Source organism: Salegentibacter flavus (genome assembly GCF_900115145.1).
GTDB lineage: Bacteria > Bacteroidota > Bacteroidia > Flavobacteriales > Flavobacteriaceae > Salegentibacter > Salegentibacter flavus.
On record NZ_FOVL01000036.1, the window covers coordinates 1 to 16,190 of the forward strand.

Sequence of the window (16,190 nt, forward strand, 5' to 3'; positions counted from 1 at the left end):
ATTAAAACTTCTAATCTGGCAATTGTAAAGTATCTATTTTATTAAACCTTTTTTGGCTTACCTCCGCAACCTTAACTAAAAAATAAATAAAACGAGAAGTTGGTAAAATTACCGCTGATCAAATAATCCTTACCTCCCTGAAGAAATGGAAAATAATAATAGTTACGTGAAATTTCAATAAGGAGCAGCAAAGCAAGATGTGTCATTGTAATGACAATCTTGCTTTGCGCCCGATGGTTGCAAAGATTTTAAAAGTAAAAATGAAAAGGGAATACATCCAGGTTCGCTGCTCGATCTACGAGAAAAAGCTGCTACAAAGAAGAGCAGCCAGGGCAGGAATTTCCCTTTCAGAATATATCCGAGCTGCGGCCTTTCAAAGGAATATTGTAGAACGAATTACTCCTGAACAACTGGAAATATACCAGATGTTGGTTCAGTATAAAAACAATTTTTCCCGAATTGGAAATATGTTTAAAAAGCGGGATCCAAAGCTGGCCATAACCGTAAAAAGTCTGGCCAATGAAATAAGAGAACATCTAAAAAACTTTAAAAAATGATTGGGAAAGGACATGCCGTTTCCGGGACAAAGGTATCTATCTCCTATGGTTGGAACCAGGGAAAAGAAGCTGAAATTGTACTGAGAGAATATGTAATCGGAGATACACCCGGGGAAATAGCCGAAGAGTTTAAGTTTATTCAGTCGCAAAATTATCGTTGTCATAAGAACACCTTAAGTTTTATCGTAAGCCCAACGATTGAAGACGGAAAGAAATTAAACAATAAAGACCTAGAAGAACTCGCTCGAAAATTTTTAAAGGAAATGAGTCTGCAGGACCATCAGTCTATTGGATTTGTTCACCGGGATAAAGCGCACACCCATGTTCACATCTATACCAATAGAATTGGCTTTGATGCCAAAGCCTACAATGACAGCTTTATTGGAAAGCGCAGTCAAATAGCCGCAGATAATGTTGCGAAAGAATTAGGGCTTACCAGGGTTCGGGAAGTACAGCAGGGAAAACTTCAGGAATTAAAAGGCCTTCGACAGGAAATCAAGCGTATCCATGACCGCGTACTTCAAGCAAAACCAAAGTCTCTGGATGAATATATAAGCAAATTGAAAGCCAATAAGGAAGAAGTAATCCCCACTATCAATAAAGCCAATAGACTTCAGGGGTTCCGGGTGGAATACAAAGGGGTAAACCTTAAAGCTAGTGAGGTCGATCGGTCGATGAGTGGTAATAAATTAATTGCGGTAATCTCACAAAACAAGAGTTTTACAAGATTAAAGGAGGCGCCAAAAAACCTTTTGGTTTTAAACAAAACGGTGCAATTAAGCAGCAACCTGTCAACCAAAATAACCAAAGAGCTTGTAAAAGGAGCAATAAAAATAGTGAGGGATACTGGATTAGGGATATGAATTTTAAATGTTGAACGATGAAAAAACTGGATGAAATTATGGAACTGATGGCCGATGAGATGGCTGATTTTAAATCTTCCCTAGAGCGCCTTGAGAATTTATCTAATAAATTGCAGAAAACCAGTGTACCGCTGAGTACTGAGGTCTTAGAAAATCATTTGAACTCTTTTCTTAAGATCCAGCAGCAAAAGGAAAACATAAGAACAGGAAACCTGGAACTAATACATTCAAAGCTGGAAAGGGCATATATCCTTCCTAAAAGCCTGGCAAGATTATTTCTCAGTGTTTTATTGGTACTACTGATATCACTTAGTTACCTCACCTATAAGGTGATTGAAAGCCAAAATGATAATCAAAAATTATATAGGCAGCTAGGTAAAGAAGTTCCAATCCATAAAGGAGATAATACTCTAGAATGAAAAAGTAGAATGCGCCCTATGCTGTTTTTACTTTACACTTAACTTCCCGTACGCTATAAAAACAGCATAGGATCCGGCGCAGATAAGTTATGGTAGATTTGGGGATTCTTTAGTAATTATAACATTATGTCATTTGTAAATCAAAGAACTTAAACTCTAAAGCCAATTACATTAAAATTAGCGGTTTATGGTACAATAACAATTTGATTAATAGATTATTCTTCTTTGCAGTATCGGTCAATATGGTTTCTAATATCTAAAGTGTTTTCAATTTACAAATTAGCTTATTTTGTTTGCTTCTACATATTCCATTTAAATAGCCCTAATTACATTACAAAATAAGTTTAAAATCACCCTTATTTTGTAACAAAAAAATCATATATTTACCCTTATTTTATAACAAAAAAATGAATTTCGAAAGACATATAAGTGGTCATCTAGAGAATTGGAAAAAAAATACAGAGAGGAAGCCCTTAATAATTAGAGGTGCACGACAAGTAGGTAAAACTACACTAGTTAAAGATTTTGCAAAAAAATATAAGAATTCCATCTTTTTAAATTTGGAGAAGGCTGCAGATAGAAGGGTATTTGAAGAACATGATGAGGTAGAAACAATTGTCGAAGCTCTGTTCCTGACTAATAATATATCTGTTCAGGATTTGAACAATACTCTTTTATTTATAGATGAAATTCAGGAGTTGCCCAAAGCTATCCAATTACTACGATATTTTTACGAGGATAAACCTCAATTACATGTTGTTGCAGCTGGTTCCCTACTGGAGTTTGCCATAAAAGATGTAAAAAGTTTTCCCGTAGGTCGTATTGAATATTTATATCTATACCCTCTAAATTTTGCTGAATATTTAAAAGCTTTAGACCACGAGACAGCATTTGATCAACTTAATGCTATTCCAATAAAACCTTATGCCCATACTACTCTCATGGATCTATTTCATAGATATGCTATAATTGGTGGTATGCCAGAAGTGGTTAAAACCGATCTAAAAACCAAAAGTTTGGCCGATCTGCCTAAGGTCTATGAAAGTATATGGAGTACTTATAGAAACGATGTGGAAAAATACACTACGAATGCTACCGAAAGACGTGTTATAAAACATATCATGGAAGTGGCTCATTTATATGTCGATGAACGTATCAAATTCCAGAATTTTGGAAATTCAAACTATAGATCAAGGGAAGTTGGTGAGGCTATGCGTAATTTAGATGACGCCAAAATAATTCAGCTTATTTATCCTACCACAGATACGGAGAATCCCATAAAATCAAATTTAAAAAAATCCCCTAGACTTCAGTTTCTAGATACGGGGTTGATAAATCACGCTCTTGGAATCCAGGCTCAAATGCTGGGAATGGAAGATCTAAGCAACTCTTTTAAAGGTGCTATAATTCCACATTTAATTACTCAGGAATTAATTTCATTGAATACCATAACAAACGCAAAACCAAATTTCTGGGTAAGGGAGAAAAACCAGGCATCTTCTGAAGTCGATTTGGTATATCCTTATGAAGACAAAGTGATTCCCATAGAAATAAAATCTGGGGCAAAAGGCACTTTAAAATCCTTGCATCAATTTACAATAAGAGCTAACCATCCTTATGCCATACGCATATATGGTGGTAAATTTAAAATTGAAGAAGATAAGACCCTAGACGGAACTCCATATTTATTGATGAATTTACCTTATTTCTTAGGTACTCAACTCCCCAAATATGTAGAATACTTTGTAAAAAATTATAGTCTAACACACTAATTAAAGTAGTCATCCACAGGCTTTCTATATTACTGAATCATTTAGGTGGTCAAGGTTAGACTGATTGATTATGTTTTTTTAAACTTTAACATAACGTGTTACCCCGGTGTTACCCAAACAAAAAAAGCCGACTCCTAAAAGTCGGCTTTTCCCTTTCTGTGCGGGCGAAAGGACTCGAACCTTCACACCTCGCGGCATTAGATCCAAAGTATTATTTAATGAGGCCACCCTTTGAATCCTGATTAAAATACATTTTAATAACCCATTTAAAGTATTTACTAAGGTCAAATTAAAATTATGCTTTCAAAATTCTCTATCTTTGAATAGTTAATCATATCACCCTAAAAGTTACCTATTCGGTTACCTGGGGGAAAGAAATTTAAGGAAAGTACTGTATTTGTAGGTAATACGGGAGGGGCTAAATAACCCTGTCATCCCGACTTTTTAACATAATATTTCAACATAAATAAAGGGTAATTATATGATATTCATTTAATTACCTTTTTTGTTTGATTTCAAATATTAACAAATTATGTTAAATTTAATAAGAATAAATCGAGACTTTTTGGGTAATTTGTGAGTAAATCGGGAGTTCTAAGTGAGTTATTTTTTTAGTATCTTAGTATAATTAACCTTCGGGTTGGTTCCGCGTTTTTAGTTTGATTTTCGTACTACAATTTTTGTTTCATTTAAAATCTAGTATGATGCGTACCGATCAAACTTTTATTATTTCCTTTTTTATTCGAAAAAAGAAAAATCAACCTGAAGTAGCTAATCTTTATACCAGAATAACGGTTAACGGAAGAAGGCTGGAAATAAGCCTTAAAAGAACTTTGCCAGTGGAGCAGTGGTTGCCGGATGCTGGTAGGGTAGCAGGTTTTTCAAAAGAGGTAATTCAGCTCAATTCAAAAATAGACCAGACCCGGGCTCTTCTTTATAAGGCATTTGATGAACTTCAAAGAGAAGGAAAACTTGTAACATCTCAGTCGGTTAAGGCACGATACCTTGGTACTGATGTGAAACACAAAAGTCTTCAAGACCTAATTAATTACCATAACACTAATATGAAAAGTGTGCTTAAAAAAGGCACTCTTAAAAATTATTATACCACTGGTAAATATTTGGAGGATTATCTTCTAACAAACTATAGAACCAGTGAGTATTTTTAAGGCAAATCAATTATGAATTTATTTTAGGTTTTGAGAACTTCCTTCGATCAAAGCCTAAACTACACAACAATGGTGTAATGAAACACATGGAGCGTTTTAAAAAGATGATGCGCTTAGCCGGAGATCTGGATTGGATTGAAAAGAACCCTACGAAAAGATTCAAGCTACGCTTTGATAAAGTAGATATGGTTTATTTAACTAAATTAGAACTTGAAAAGATCAAAAACGAAACCTTTGAAAAACCTGTTTTATCAATAAACAGGGATGTTTTTATTTTCGCTTGCTATATAGGCCTTACTTATTCTGATGTCAAAGCCCTGACCAAAAATCATGTACATATAGGAGTTGATGGCAATAAGTGGATCTATACCAGAAGAAGTAAAACCAACACGGCTGTGTGAATTCCTATATTAAAAGAAGCTCAGGAAATTCTGGATCACTATAAAAATCATCCAAAAATTGATGGGACTGATAAATTGTTACCGGTTTATTCCAATCAGAAAATCAATCAGTATTTACGAGAAATCGCAGTGAAAGTCAAAATAAGTAGGAAACTAAGCTTCCATGCCGCCCGGCATACTTTCGCCACAACCGTAACCCTTGCTAATGGTGTTCCTATAGAAACAGTTTCAAAGCTATTAGGCCATCATAAAATATCTACAACACTAATATACGCCCGGGTTCTTGATTCAAAAGTATCAATGGATATAGATAATTTGAGGAAAAAATTAATAGGTTAATTCTTGGGAAGCCTCGTAATCCCGGAAATTCTTACGAGGACTACTGCTCACAACAATTCAAACACGCACAAAGATTCTATGAAATTTGATTTTGCAGTATTAAGGTTTTAATTTAAACTTAATATGTCAAGTATTTTGCGCAATATACTTGACAAGTATCTTATTTTCTTATCTTTTGGCCTGTTAAGGAATTCTTTACAAGCAAATGAAGGTAGCAGAGAAAATAAAACGCAAAATCGACAGGATGCAGGAAGGTACCACCTTCAAGTATCAACAACTCGATATTGACCAGTCTGAGTATAGTGCTGCTGCTAAAGCTGTTGAAAGATTAATGAAGAAAGATATTATCAAAAGAGTATCTACCGGAGTGTTCTACAAACCAAAACAATCTGCATTTGGAGAACTGAGACCAAGCGAAGAGGAATTACTGAAACCACACCTTTTTTTGAAAGGGAAACGTATTGCATACATTACGGGTGGTTCATTATACAACCGAATGGGTTTAACCACTCAGGTTCCCAAAACCATTAAAGTAGCCAGTAAAATCAAACGCGTAACAACCAAGATTGGAAAAACACAGGTAAAGCCGGTTAAAAGCTATGTGGACGTAACCAATGAAAATTACTACTTACTTGAAATATTGGATGCAATCAAAGACTTTAAGACCATACCGGACCTGGACAAGAAATCGGCCATCACATTACTAAAAAACAAGATCAGTAAACTTACAGAAAATGATTTGTCAAAGATGGTAAGGTACGCCATAAAATACCCGCCAAGAGTTAAAGCATTGCTGGGGGCTATACTTGAATTTTCCAGGAAAAAGAACGGCATTGAAAGTTTGAGGAAAAACCTGAATCCGCTTACCTCATATAAACTAGGAATTACAGAAGAAGCATTGCCAACTGCTTCCAAATGGAACATTAACTGATATGAACTTACACAGCAATAAAGAACTAATACAGGACGCTATTCTTGCTACAGCTGAATATCTTGATATGAGAGATATTTATATTGAAAAGGATTATTGGGTCACCTTTGCTCTGTATGAAATATTCCATTCAAGTATAGGAAGCCAGGCTGTTTTCAAAGGAGGAACTGCGGGACAAGCATAGGAGATGACATTGGGAAAAGTAAATACCATGGCAGGGATTCTTTTTTGCATACCCTGTGCATCTATTATTCCTTATATTTGTGCTTGTGAAAATAATCGCCTTCATATTGTCTTTTTATGTTTTAGGGCTTAATTTTTTAGCCTGTACTGATAGTACATCTACCTTAAATACTGATGCAGAAATCTCGGTGGTTAATTTTCAAGACATGGATCCAGATCATCCTCATGATCAAACGGCAGATCTCTGTCCTCCTTTCTGCAGCTGTCATTGCTGCCATGTACACACTGTAAAATTTGATTCGGCGGAATTTCAACCTTTAATAGTTAATATCTCTTCTGAGCTATTTCTTCACTTTGGTAGTTTAGGAAAAGAAATTCCTCATTCTATTTTACAACCTCCAAGAGTTTAATTCAATTTAGAAGGATACTTATATCCTTTTTTTAATCCTATTATCCTATTTCTTCCAGGACCTAATCGGCTGTATGGCAAATCCTGCAACACCCTGGAATACTTTAATTGAATTAAATTTTCTTTTATTATTAATAGAATCATATCATTTTCTATCAATAATAAATTTATTATTGGTCTACTTACCTTAGCTCTTATCGGTACCGGTATTTGGTCTATGGCTACTGTAAATCTGGGATCGGTGCCAGACATTACAAACAATCAGGTTCAGGTTATTACACAATCTCCCAATCTGGCTACCGAGGATATAGAACAATTTGTTACCTATCCCGTGGAACTTTCTATGGGAAACCTGCCCGGGGTAACGGAGATCCGTTCTGTTTCGCGCTTCGGACTATCGGTAGTTACCATTGTCTTTAAAGATGATATGGGCACTTACCTTCCCCGGCAGTTAGTGCAGGAAAAGCTTAATGAGTTAAGGGAAACGATTCCTGAAAAATTCGGAAGCCCTTCCATGGGACCAATTTCCACAGGATTAGGCCAAATCTATGAATATACGATCAAACCCCAGAAGGGATATGAAACTGAATATTCACCTATGGAGCTGCGAACCATTCAGGACTGGCTGGTGAAAAGACAGCTAACCCTTTTGGAAGGTGTTGTGGAAGTAAATTCATTTGGAGGTTCGATAAAGCAATATGAAGTGGCCATCAACCCTGAGAAGTTGAACAGTATGGGGATAAGCATTTCTGATGTATATGAAGCCCTTGCACGCAATAATGTGAATACCGGAGGAGCTTATATCGAGAAAAACAGGATGTCCAATTTTATACGGGGGGAAGGATTGATTCGTTCGTTAGACGATATCAGAGATATCGCGATAAGCACCGAAAACAGTATCCCGATAACGATTGGGGATGTAGCCGAGAATGTTCAGTTTGGGAGTCAGGTTCGCTATGGGGCATTTACCCAGGATGGGAAAGAAGCAGTAGGGGGTATGATAATGATGCTTAAGGGAGCAAACCCCAATGCGGTGATCCAGGATGTGAAAGACAGGATGGCTGAAGTGGAAAAATCCCTTCCTGAAGGCCTCAGCATAGATCCAATAATAGATCGTAGTGAATTGATAGAAAGAACTACCGACACGGTTAAAACCAATTTACTGGAAGGAGCCTTGATCGTTATTTTTGCTCTTGTATTATTACTTGGTAGTTTAAGAGGAGGACTTATTACGGCTACCACTATTCCATTATCCTTGCTTTTCGCTTTTATCCTTATGAAGCAATTTGGAGTTTGGGCCAACCTGATGAGCCTTGGTGCCATTGACTTTGGAATCATTATAGATGGTGCAGTTATTATTATTGAAGGCACCGTTTATGAAATACAAAAACGGATACGGGCCGGTAAAGCAAAATTCCATCAGGCCGATATGGACGAAGCTGCCTATGATGCCGGTAGCACGATGATGCGGTCAGCTTTCTTTGGCCAGATTATTATTCTAATTGTTTTCGCTCCAATTCTTTTCCTTACCGGGGTTGAAGGGAAAATGTTTAAACCAATGGCCTATACTTTTGGTTTCGCGATGATAGGTGCCATCTTCCTGTGCCTTACTTATGTTCCTATGATGTCGGCTTTATTGATGAAACCAGTCCGGAATAAGGATAGTTGGTTTGGAAAATTAGAGGATTGGCTGGAAAAAGTAAGTGATAAAATTATAGGCGGAATACAAAAAGTGTATATGCCTTTACTTAAAAGCGCTTTAAAACTAAAGCTGGTTGTTATAGGTACTGCTGTTTTTCTACTCTTTTTAGCCGGTTTCACTTTTTCAAAAATGGGAGGGGAATTCGTACCCCAACTTGATGAGGGAGATATTGCCATGCAGGCATTAATACGGCCGGGGAGTTCTTTAACTGAGTCTATTGAAGTGTCTAAGAAAATAGAGAATTTACTTTTGGAAAGCTTCCCTGAAATTAAAACGGTAACAGCCCGAATTGGAGTAGCAGATATACCCACCGATCCTATGCCTATGGATATTGCCGATATGTATATCATCCTGGAAAAAGATAAGGACAAATGGACTGCTGCTGATACCAAAGAAGGCCTGATAGAACAAATTAAGCATAAGCTTAATGAAAATCTAACCGGAGTTAATCTGGTGTTTACCCAGCCGGTGGAATTGCGATTTAATGAACTACTGGAAGGGGTTAGAGAAGATATCGCCGTGAAATTATATGGAAATGATCTGGATGTTTTGTCTGAAAAAGTCCAGGAAATGGCAGAGATCATTCAAACGGTACCGGGAGCAGGAGATGTTAATGCAGAAAGAACTTCTGGTTTACCACAAATGACAGTCAGGTATAACCGGGATAAAATGGCCCAGTATGGATTGGATATACAAAAGGTCAATGAGTATATAAGCACGGCTTTCGCCGGGGGCACCGCCGGGGGTGATCTTTGAAGGAGAAAAGCGCTTTGATCTGGTGGTCAGATTTGATGAAGACCATAGGCGAAGTATAGATGATTTACGGGGGATGTATATAGACCTTTCAGATGGAACTCAGGTTCCAATAAAAGAGGTGGCCAATATCGAATATATACCGGGACCAATGCAGATTTCCAGGGACAACACCTATAGAAGAACTTATGTTGGAGTAAATGCCCGGGGACGGGATGTAGAATCTGTAGTTAAAGATATTCAGCAGAAACTGGATGAAGATTTAGACCTACCTCCGGGTTACTATATTTCTTACGGGGGAGAATTCGAAAATCTTCAAAGTGCAAAGGATAAATTAGTGATAGTAGTCCCTATTGCGCTGTTCTTAATTTTTGTTCTTCTCTATTTCGCGCTAAACTCTTTCTCGCAATCAATAATGATATATATGGCCATACCCCTGGCTGCTATTGGAGGTGTCTTTGCCCTTTGGGTGAGGGATATGCCGTTTAGTATTTCAGCGGGCGTTGGCTTTATCGTACTGTTTGGAGTAGCCGTTTTAAACGGGCTGGTACTTATCAATAGGTTCAATTCTTTAAAGGAGGAAGGAGTAATCAGTATAAAAGACAGGATTTTCACAGGAACAAAAGAACGAATAAGACCAATTATGCTAACAGCAACAACAGATATTTTCGGCTTTTTACCAATGGCCTTTTCAACCTCGGCCGGGGCGGAAGTACAACAACCCCTGGCCACAGTAGTAATTGGTGGTATGCTTAGCGCTACTCTGCTAACTTTAGTAGTGCTCCCGGTGCTATATACTTTCGTAGAACGAAGATGGGAAAAGCAAAATCAAAATAAACTCAATGCTTCCGGTTCAGGATCACTTGCCACAATTTTAGTTATAGGCTGCATTTTGGGAGGAACCTTTGCCACAACGGCGCAAACAGCTCCCAAACCAAATGAAGAAGTTTTAAAAGATAGTCTACAAAGCATTAGCCTGGAAAAAGCGCAGGAAATGGCCATCCAAAATTATCCTCAACTCAAGGCCGCTCAGCTGGCAATTGAAAAGGAGGAGGTATTGCGAAAAACAGCTTATGATTTGGGCAGTACCCAGATCTTTACTGGAAAGGAAGAAGTTGGAAATGGTTCTGATGGCATTTACACTCAAATAGGGGTGCAACAGCAAGGGATAGATATTCTTGGAATTGTTCCCCGATTAAAGCTACAGAAGGAAAAAGTCACCCTTTCGGAGAAAGCTTTAGACTTAACTGCCATTCAAATCGAGCGGGAAGTGAGCAGGTCCTGGGCTTCGGTCTATACCAGGAAAAAGACCTATTATGTTTATAAAAAGATGGATTCTGTTTTCGAAGATGTGGAGAGGGCCGCAAGATTAAGATTTGAAACTGAAGCCACCTCTAAATTAGAATATCTGGCTACCTCCAATCAGGGGAATGAGGTGAAAATACAGTTAGAACAGTCCTACCGAAATTACCTGAAAGCACTACAGCGTTTAAATCTTTGGTTAGTTAGCGACACCTTGTATGATGTACCGGATGTTTCCAGCGAAGTATTAGATAAACCCCTTGATTTTCTTTCTGATTCTCTGGATAGCCATCCCGTGCTTCAGATTTCTGAGCAAAGATTGGCTGTGGCAAAAGCCGTCACCAAAGAACAGAAATCTAAATTCCTGCCGAAATTTCAGGCACAATATGCAAGGCAGGAAATCAGTGGACAATCGGGTTTCTATCAATACCAGGTGGGGCTTGAAATTCCACTATTCTTTGGACCCCAATTAGGTCGTACCCAGGAAGCAAAAGTAGACCGAAAGATCGCGGAACAGAATTTATATCAGGATAAACTTGAATTGGAAAAGGCATATATAAGTATGCGGGAAGAATTCATCAAATGGAGGAACTCCTGGAATTATTATAAAAATGAAGCCCTTCCCCTGGCTAAGGAACAACAGGAAGGTTCGGTATTAGCTTTTAAGGAAGGTGCTATAGGTTATGTGAGCTTTCTGCAAAATATCAGGGATGCTATTCGCATTGAAGTGGATGCCTGGGCAGCCTTTAATGATTATCTCGATAGCCGCTACCAACTGGAATATTACCTTGAAAATTCAAATTAGAACATTAAGATCACGCTATGAAAAGAACAATAAATATATTATTAGCCGTCTGCGTAGTTAGCTTGCTATTCGGATGTAAAGATACTTCGGAAAGCAGCAATAATAAAGATGAACCTGAGATTCCAAAAACAGAAACTGAAGCGAAGGCTGAAGAAGGAGGAATGCGATCGGTGCATCTTTCAGAAATGAAATTCAATAGTTTAGGGATAAAAGTAGATACCTTAACCACTAAGGCCCTTTCCGGAATTGTTGAGGCTAATGGTCAGTTAGAAGTGCCACCGCAATATGAGGCTACCGTTACGGCTATTTTAGGGGGTAATATTTCTTCTATAAAAGTTATTGAAGGAGATGAGGTGAAGAAAGGGCAAACCCTGGCCTATCTTTCTCATCCTGATTTGACCAGAATTCAGTCAGATTATATTAATGCCTATAGCAGGATGCAGTTTTTGGAAAAGGATTTTGAAAGACAAAAACGCCTTTATGAAGCTGAAGTAGCTTCCGGGAAGAGCTTTCAGCAAACTCAATCAGATTTTCAATCGGTAAAAGGGGAGGTACTTGCCTATGAATCTCAACTGCGTCAGTTAAATTTAAATCCATCCCGGGTGAGTAATGGAGATCTTTACGAATATATCCCGGTGGTAAGTCCTATTGCTGGTTATATAGAAAAAGTAGTGGTTCAAATGGGACAATATGTAGAACCTCAAACCAGCATGTTTTTGGTCGTGGATAATGAACACGTGCATGCAGATTTAATGGTTTTCGAAAAAGATATCTATAAGGTGAAAGTAGGCCAGAAGATGTCTTTTACTCTGGAGTCGGTTCCCGGCATTAATTTAACTGGAGAGATCTATTCTGTAGGTAAACAATTTGAACAAAATCCGAAAGCTATTCATATACACGCTGAGATCGATAATAAAGTAAATTACCTGATTCCGGGAATGTATATTAAAGGTAGGATCCATACGGGAGAAGAAGCCGTGCCCGCTCTCCCGGAAGAAGCGGTGATTGAGGAAGAAGGCAAACCCTACATATTTACAGCGCAAAAATTACAGGAGAAGGACAAGACTGGATGGGAACTTATTCCGGCTGAAGTAAGAACAGGAATTACCGAGAATGGATGGGTAGAAATTAAATTCCTGGAGCCCCTGCCGGAAGGTACTTTAGTTGCCTATGACAATGCCTATTATCTGGTTTCAGAAATGCAGAAGAGCCAGAACTCTCATGGACATTAAAATGAAAGAAGTCATTAAATTTATGAGGTTCGGAATTGGGCTTTATCGAAAATGGGATAACAGGTATGAATACCCAAAGAGGAAATAAAGGGGGAAATAGGGGAAAGGAGATCACATTGTCTTTCTCAATCTAAAAATGTTTTAAAATGACTGAAACAGAAGAAACTTTAGAGGCACACAAAGTTCGGCCCACGGCTATGCGTATCTTAATCTATAAATTTCTGGCCAATAAGAAACGGGCTGTAGCTCTCACAGAAATTGAAAGGGCCTTTGAAAAAGCTGATCGTGCTACTTTATCACGAACGATAAGAACCTTTGAAGGGAAGGGAATTGTACATCAAATAGACGATGGTACAGGAGTACCCAAGTATGCGCTTTGTGAAACCGGATGCAACTGTGAAGTAGAGCAGGATTTGCATATTCATTTTCATTGTAACAATTGTGATGAAACTATCTGTTTGACAGACCATAAAATTCCCCATATCAATTTACCGGAAGGCTATCTGGCGGAAAATGTGAACCTTGTGGTGAAAGGAATATGCGAGAAATGTAATGCCTGATCACGATTGTAAAGAGGATTTCGATAAAAAGTCAGCACAAAGAGGAAAAGCTCAATTATAACCCTTCCTTTTTTGAAACAACAAAATTCATTTTTGTCTTAGCAGTTCTAATTCTGTCATTAGTTCGTTTCTTTAGGTTACTCACAGCCGACTTTATCATTATAAATTTTAAAGAAAAAATCAGTAATATCCGGGATGAAGTGAGGATTGTAGATTAGATTATTTATTTCCGCTTCTTGTGGCCAGTTTTTTAAAGAAACGATTCAAAAAGCTCTTTGTTTTCTTTGATTTTAGATAAATCAGGATATTTTCATCTCCATAATAAGAACCGATTCTGGCCGCTCCGCTATCCAGGGCCATTGCCTGACAGCTGGAGACAGTCACATGCTTACTATACATGATATTAGGTCGTCGTGTTTTTATATTCTTTAAATTTCTTAATCTGAATATTCTTAATCATCAAAAATGCACTGATTATGGTTATGATGTTAATTGAAGGAATGATGAATACTACAGGGACTACATTTACTCCATTTATGGCCATTGCAATAATTTTCGCTGTTAATGCAGTCATGAGTATTGACAAAAAAATAATATAGGTAGTGGCATAAAGATAACCCATGGGTTTTTTCTTTATCAGAAAAAGTCCGACTATGAAACTAATAGGCAATAACAAACCCAGGTCAAATCCTTGAACGATTAAAGTTGTGTAATGATTTAGTTCAGGTGGGTAAATTGTGCCTTGAATAAGAGGTGGAACAATAATGTTCAATCAAAGAAAGGCAATTAGTATTGAATTAATTATAAGAAACCAACTTACAAAACCGGTTGGTGTTTTACTTGAGAAATACTCAGCTATTCTTGAATATTCGAAAGATCGGAGTGTTAGAAATAGAGCAAAGAAAGATAATCCCATCAATAGCACATAGGCCAGGAACATGATGTTAAACATTGCCATTGATGTGTAGAATAAAAAAGTTACAAGGAAGTATCCCAGGGTGCCACTTAACAAAAAATGGTGATGAATTAATTGTTTTCGAAAACCAACCAAAGAAACCAATAAGAGCGGAACTCCAATAAATAGTGTAACATAGACGGTAGTTTGTTTAGTGGAGCATTGTTTTTTTCATTTTTACACTCTCAATTAGAAATAGTTACTTTAAATTTTACATTAGTGATATTTAGAAGGTTAATTTCGGTTTCAGGGTTACTATATTCCTGAACCATTGTTAGTGTGAAATTCCCTTTTATCGTATTGCTTTCAGAATTGTATTCCGTAATAGTAAGTTGTGAGTTGGATTCCGGGTCGAGCTTATAAAGGCTTGTAATAACATCCCCACCAACGGTTGTATAGTATTTAGCCTGGGCACCTGATGAGTCATAGGTCCCTTCTTCTTTAAATTTTATTTTAAATACAACTACCTGTTCATCACCTAAGCCAAGTAGGGTTAAGGTATCTTTTCCTGATCAAGGTAAACTTCAGGGGCTCCGTTCCAATTTTCTTCGTTTATTGTCGCTGAGATAAAATCAGATTCTCCATTGGTATCATTATCGTCATCTTTACTACAGGAGAAAATACCAAGTTTTTCATATTTTCTTGAAAATCTACCTGTTAATGAAAAGGAAGAAATTTTTTGATAGTTTATCATAGTGCCTTAGCTTCGGTATTTTTTTAATATATTATTGGGCAAAGCCAATTGGTTGAAAAGAACCGTCTGATTTTAGATTAAACAATATTTAATCTCCACCAAAACGAAAGGATAAAACTCAGCTCAAAAGGAAACGGAATAAATAGTATGCCAAAGGCTACGGTTTATGCCGTAGTCTTTTGATGGGTGTTTTACCGGGTTTAACTTGATAGAATATTGGATAGGAGAGGAGTAGTGGAGAAAATATACTTTTTACAGGTACCTAATCAGCAGGTATATTTTTGAATGTAAAAAATTCTGGAAAACAAATAGGGAACCACGCTGTTACCTGCGACTCCCTATTAATATTCATTGTTGTACATAAATGGTACTATAAATGTATTGACTTCTAAACCTATTCCAAACTCATTGCCTTTTTTTTTTAAATTTTATATAGTAATGAATACCTGGTCTAACTAGTATGTGTTAAAAAGGAAGTAAAAGAAGGCTCCTCTACCAAAATGCGGAGCAAATAGGTGAATTTTCCAGGATTGGTATTGTACATGTTTAGACATAAATGCCCCTATCCAAAACTTGTTTGGAGACTACTTCTTTTTCAAGAACAATATTTCAGGTGAGTTATAAGGTATATCCAATTAAAATATATTTAGTTATTCCTGAAATACCTATGTAAGGAATTCGATTTAATACTGCCGATTCCCTGAAAAATTATTTAGCTTTTATATATTCGACATACACACATTCTAGAGATCTTTGAAGCCAATAAAATAGTAACTTTAATAAATATTTAGAGTTTAATCCTGGGATGGAAATAAGGCTATAAATCTTCACATAAGGGATGAACACAAAATAAACCTTCAGTACCATGGATACAAAACTGGATAAAAGAACAGTAAAACTGGAAAAGTATGATTCTCGGGGAGTTCAGACCCTCTTCAGAACCCTTTCAAGAAATCATTACAACCTTTTAAAAATGGTTGATAATAAGGCCAGAATCGTTCTGACTGTAAATTCAATCATAACTTCTTTACTAATAGGAATTCAAGTGCTAAATGTCGAGAGTGCGGGGGTGAAGGAAAATTATGGAATAAGGATTTTAGTTATAGGTGGTTTATTATCGATGGTCATGGCTTTGTTGAGTATG

Annotated in this window: 16 protein-coding genes and 1 pseudogene; 14 read left to right on the forward strand and 3 right to left on the reverse strand. The window is 37.1% G+C overall.

Going from position 1 to position 16,190, the window contains the following annotated elements; translation table 11 throughout:
- Positions 1-260: 260 nt before the first annotated feature.
- The 13 genes and pseudogenes from mbpA (at position 261) to BM266_RS16570 (ending at position 13,397) form a co-directional block, all read left to right on the forward strand.
- Positions 261-557, forward strand: coding sequence for a mobilization protein MbpA (mbpA, locus tag BM266_RS16520; RefSeq protein ID WP_093411590.1), 297 nt, complete (start codon positions 261-263; stop codon positions 555-557).
- Positions 554-1,420, forward strand: a complete 867-nt coding sequence (locus BM266_RS16525) for a relaxase/mobilization nuclease domain-containing protein (RefSeq protein ID WP_093411579.1) — start codon at positions 554-556, stop codon at positions 1,418-1,420. Before mbpA ends, BM266_RS16525 begins: the two co-directional genes overlap by 4 nt.
- A gap of 17 nt (positions 1,421-1,437) precedes the next feature.
- Complete coding sequence (locus BM266_RS16530; RefSeq protein ID WP_093411580.1) at positions 1,438-1,839, forward strand: DUF6730 family protein; 402 nt, start codon at positions 1,438-1,440, stop codon at positions 1,837-1,839.
- Positions 1,840-2,246: 407 nt separating this feature from the next.
- Positions 2,247-3,611 carry an ATP-binding protein gene (locus BM266_RS16535; RefSeq protein ID WP_093411581.1) on the forward strand — a complete coding sequence of 455 codons (1,365 nt, stop codon included), beginning with the start codon at positions 2,247-2,249 and terminating at the stop codon, positions 3,609-3,611.
- 701 nt (positions 3,612-4,312) lie between these two features.
- Positions 4,313-4,780 (forward strand): Arm DNA-binding domain-containing protein, encoded by a 468-nt coding sequence (locus BM266_RS17540; protein WP_317040987.1) that lies wholly within the window; start codon positions 4,313-4,315, stop codon positions 4,778-4,780.
- A gap of 20 nt (positions 4,781-4,800) precedes the next feature.
- Entirely contained in the window at positions 4,801-5,181 is a 381-nt protein-coding gene (locus tag BM266_RS17545) for a phage integrase SAM-like domain-containing protein (RefSeq protein WP_317040989.1), read from the forward strand.
- A 129-nt stretch (positions 5,182-5,310) separates the two neighbouring features.
- Positions 5,311-5,520, forward strand: a complete 210-nt coding sequence (locus tag BM266_RS17550) for a tyrosine-type recombinase/integrase (protein WP_317040988.1) — start codon at positions 5,311-5,313, stop codon at positions 5,518-5,520.
- Between the two features lie 205 nt (positions 5,521-5,725).
- Complete coding sequence (locus tag BM266_RS16545) at positions 5,726-6,451, forward strand: DUF6088 family protein (protein WP_093411582.1); 726 nt, start codon at positions 5,726-5,728, stop codon at positions 6,449-6,451.
- Position 6,452: 1 nt separating this feature from the next.
- Positions 6,453-6,635, forward strand: coding sequence for a hypothetical protein (locus BM266_RS16550; protein ID WP_093411583.1), 183 nt, complete (start codon positions 6,453-6,455; stop codon positions 6,633-6,635).
- Positions 6,636-6,720: 85 nt separating this feature from the next.
- Positions 6,721-7,044 (forward strand): DUF6660 family protein, encoded by a 324-nt coding sequence (locus tag BM266_RS17555; protein WP_310687179.1) that lies wholly within the window; start codon positions 6,721-6,723, stop codon positions 7,042-7,044.
- 126 nt (positions 7,045-7,170) lie between these two features.
- Positions 7,171-11,605, forward strand: a pseudogene (locus BM266_RS16560) (CusA/CzcA family heavy metal efflux RND transporter).
- 17 nt (positions 11,606-11,622) lie between these two features.
- Positions 11,623-12,837 carry an efflux RND transporter periplasmic adaptor subunit gene (locus tag BM266_RS16565; RefSeq protein ID WP_093411584.1) on the forward strand — a complete coding sequence of 405 codons (1,215 nt, stop codon included), beginning with the start codon at positions 11,623-11,625 and terminating at the stop codon, positions 12,835-12,837.
- A 146-nt stretch (positions 12,838-12,983) separates the two neighbouring features.
- Entirely contained in the window at positions 12,984-13,397 is a 414-nt protein-coding gene (locus BM266_RS16570) for a Fur family transcriptional regulator (protein WP_093411585.1), read from the forward strand.
- 403 nt (positions 13,398-13,800) lie between these two features.
- Here the strand turns inward: BM266_RS16570 and BM266_RS17225 are convergent, their stop codons facing one another.
- From BM266_RS17225 to BM266_RS16590, 3 genes are all read right to left on the reverse strand, one after another.
- The gene (locus tag BM266_RS17225) at positions 13,801-14,169 is read right to left on the reverse strand and encodes a hypothetical protein (protein WP_093411587.1); all 369 of its coding nucleotides are present in this window, start codon (positions 14,167-14,169) and stop codon (positions 13,801-13,803) included.
- Between the two features lie 368 nt (positions 14,170-14,537).
- Positions 14,538-14,804, reverse strand: coding sequence for a hypothetical protein (locus BM266_RS17630; protein WP_394333134.1), 267 nt, complete (start codon positions 14,802-14,804; stop codon positions 14,538-14,540).
- 41 nt (positions 14,805-14,845) lie between these two features.
- Positions 14,846-15,046, reverse strand: coding sequence for a hypothetical protein (locus BM266_RS16590; protein WP_093411589.1), 201 nt, complete (start codon positions 15,044-15,046; stop codon positions 14,846-14,848).
- 865 nt (positions 15,047-15,911) lie between these two features.
- Here BM266_RS16590 and BM266_RS16595 point away from each other — a divergent pair.
- The coding region (locus BM266_RS16595; protein ID WP_394333133.1) for a hypothetical protein at positions 15,912-16,190 on the forward strand (279 nt) is incomplete at its 3' end.

Excerpts from the sequence above, each read along its gene's own strand:
- mbpA (WP_093411590.1), top strand. The coding sequence starts at position 261 with ATGAAAAGGGAATACATCCAGGTTCGCTGCTCGATCTACGAGAAAAAG.
- BM266_RS16525 (WP_093411579.1), top strand. The coding sequence starts at position 554 with ATGATTGGGAAAGGACATGCCGTTTCCGGGACAAAGGTATCTATCTCC.
- BM266_RS16530 (WP_093411580.1), top strand. The coding sequence starts at position 1,438 with ATGAAAAAACTGGATGAAATTATGGAACTGATGGCCGATGAGATGGCT.
- BM266_RS16535 (WP_093411581.1), top strand. The coding sequence starts at position 2,247 with ATGAATTTCGAAAGACATATAAGTGGTCATCTAGAGAATTGGAAAAAA.
- BM266_RS17540 (WP_317040987.1), top strand. The coding sequence starts at position 4,313 with ATGATGCGTACCGATCAAACTTTTATTATTTCCTTTTTTATTCGAAAA.
- BM266_RS16545 (WP_093411582.1), top strand. The coding sequence starts at position 5,726 with ATGAAGGTAGCAGAGAAAATAAAACGCAAAATCGACAGGATGCAGGAA.
- BM266_RS16550 (WP_093411583.1), top strand. The coding sequence starts at position 6,453 with ATGAACTTACACAGCAATAAAGAACTAATACAGGACGCTATTCTTGCT.
- BM266_RS16565 (WP_093411584.1), top strand. The coding sequence starts at position 11,623 with ATGAAAAGAACAATAAATATATTATTAGCCGTCTGCGTAGTTAGCTTG.
- BM266_RS16570 (WP_093411585.1), top strand. The coding sequence starts at position 12,984 with ATGACTGAAACAGAAGAAACTTTAGAGGCACACAAAGTTCGGCCCACG.
- BM266_RS16590 (WP_093411589.1), bottom strand. The coding sequence starts at position 15,046 with ATGATAAACTATCAAAAAATTTCTTCCTTTTCATTAACAGGTAGATTT.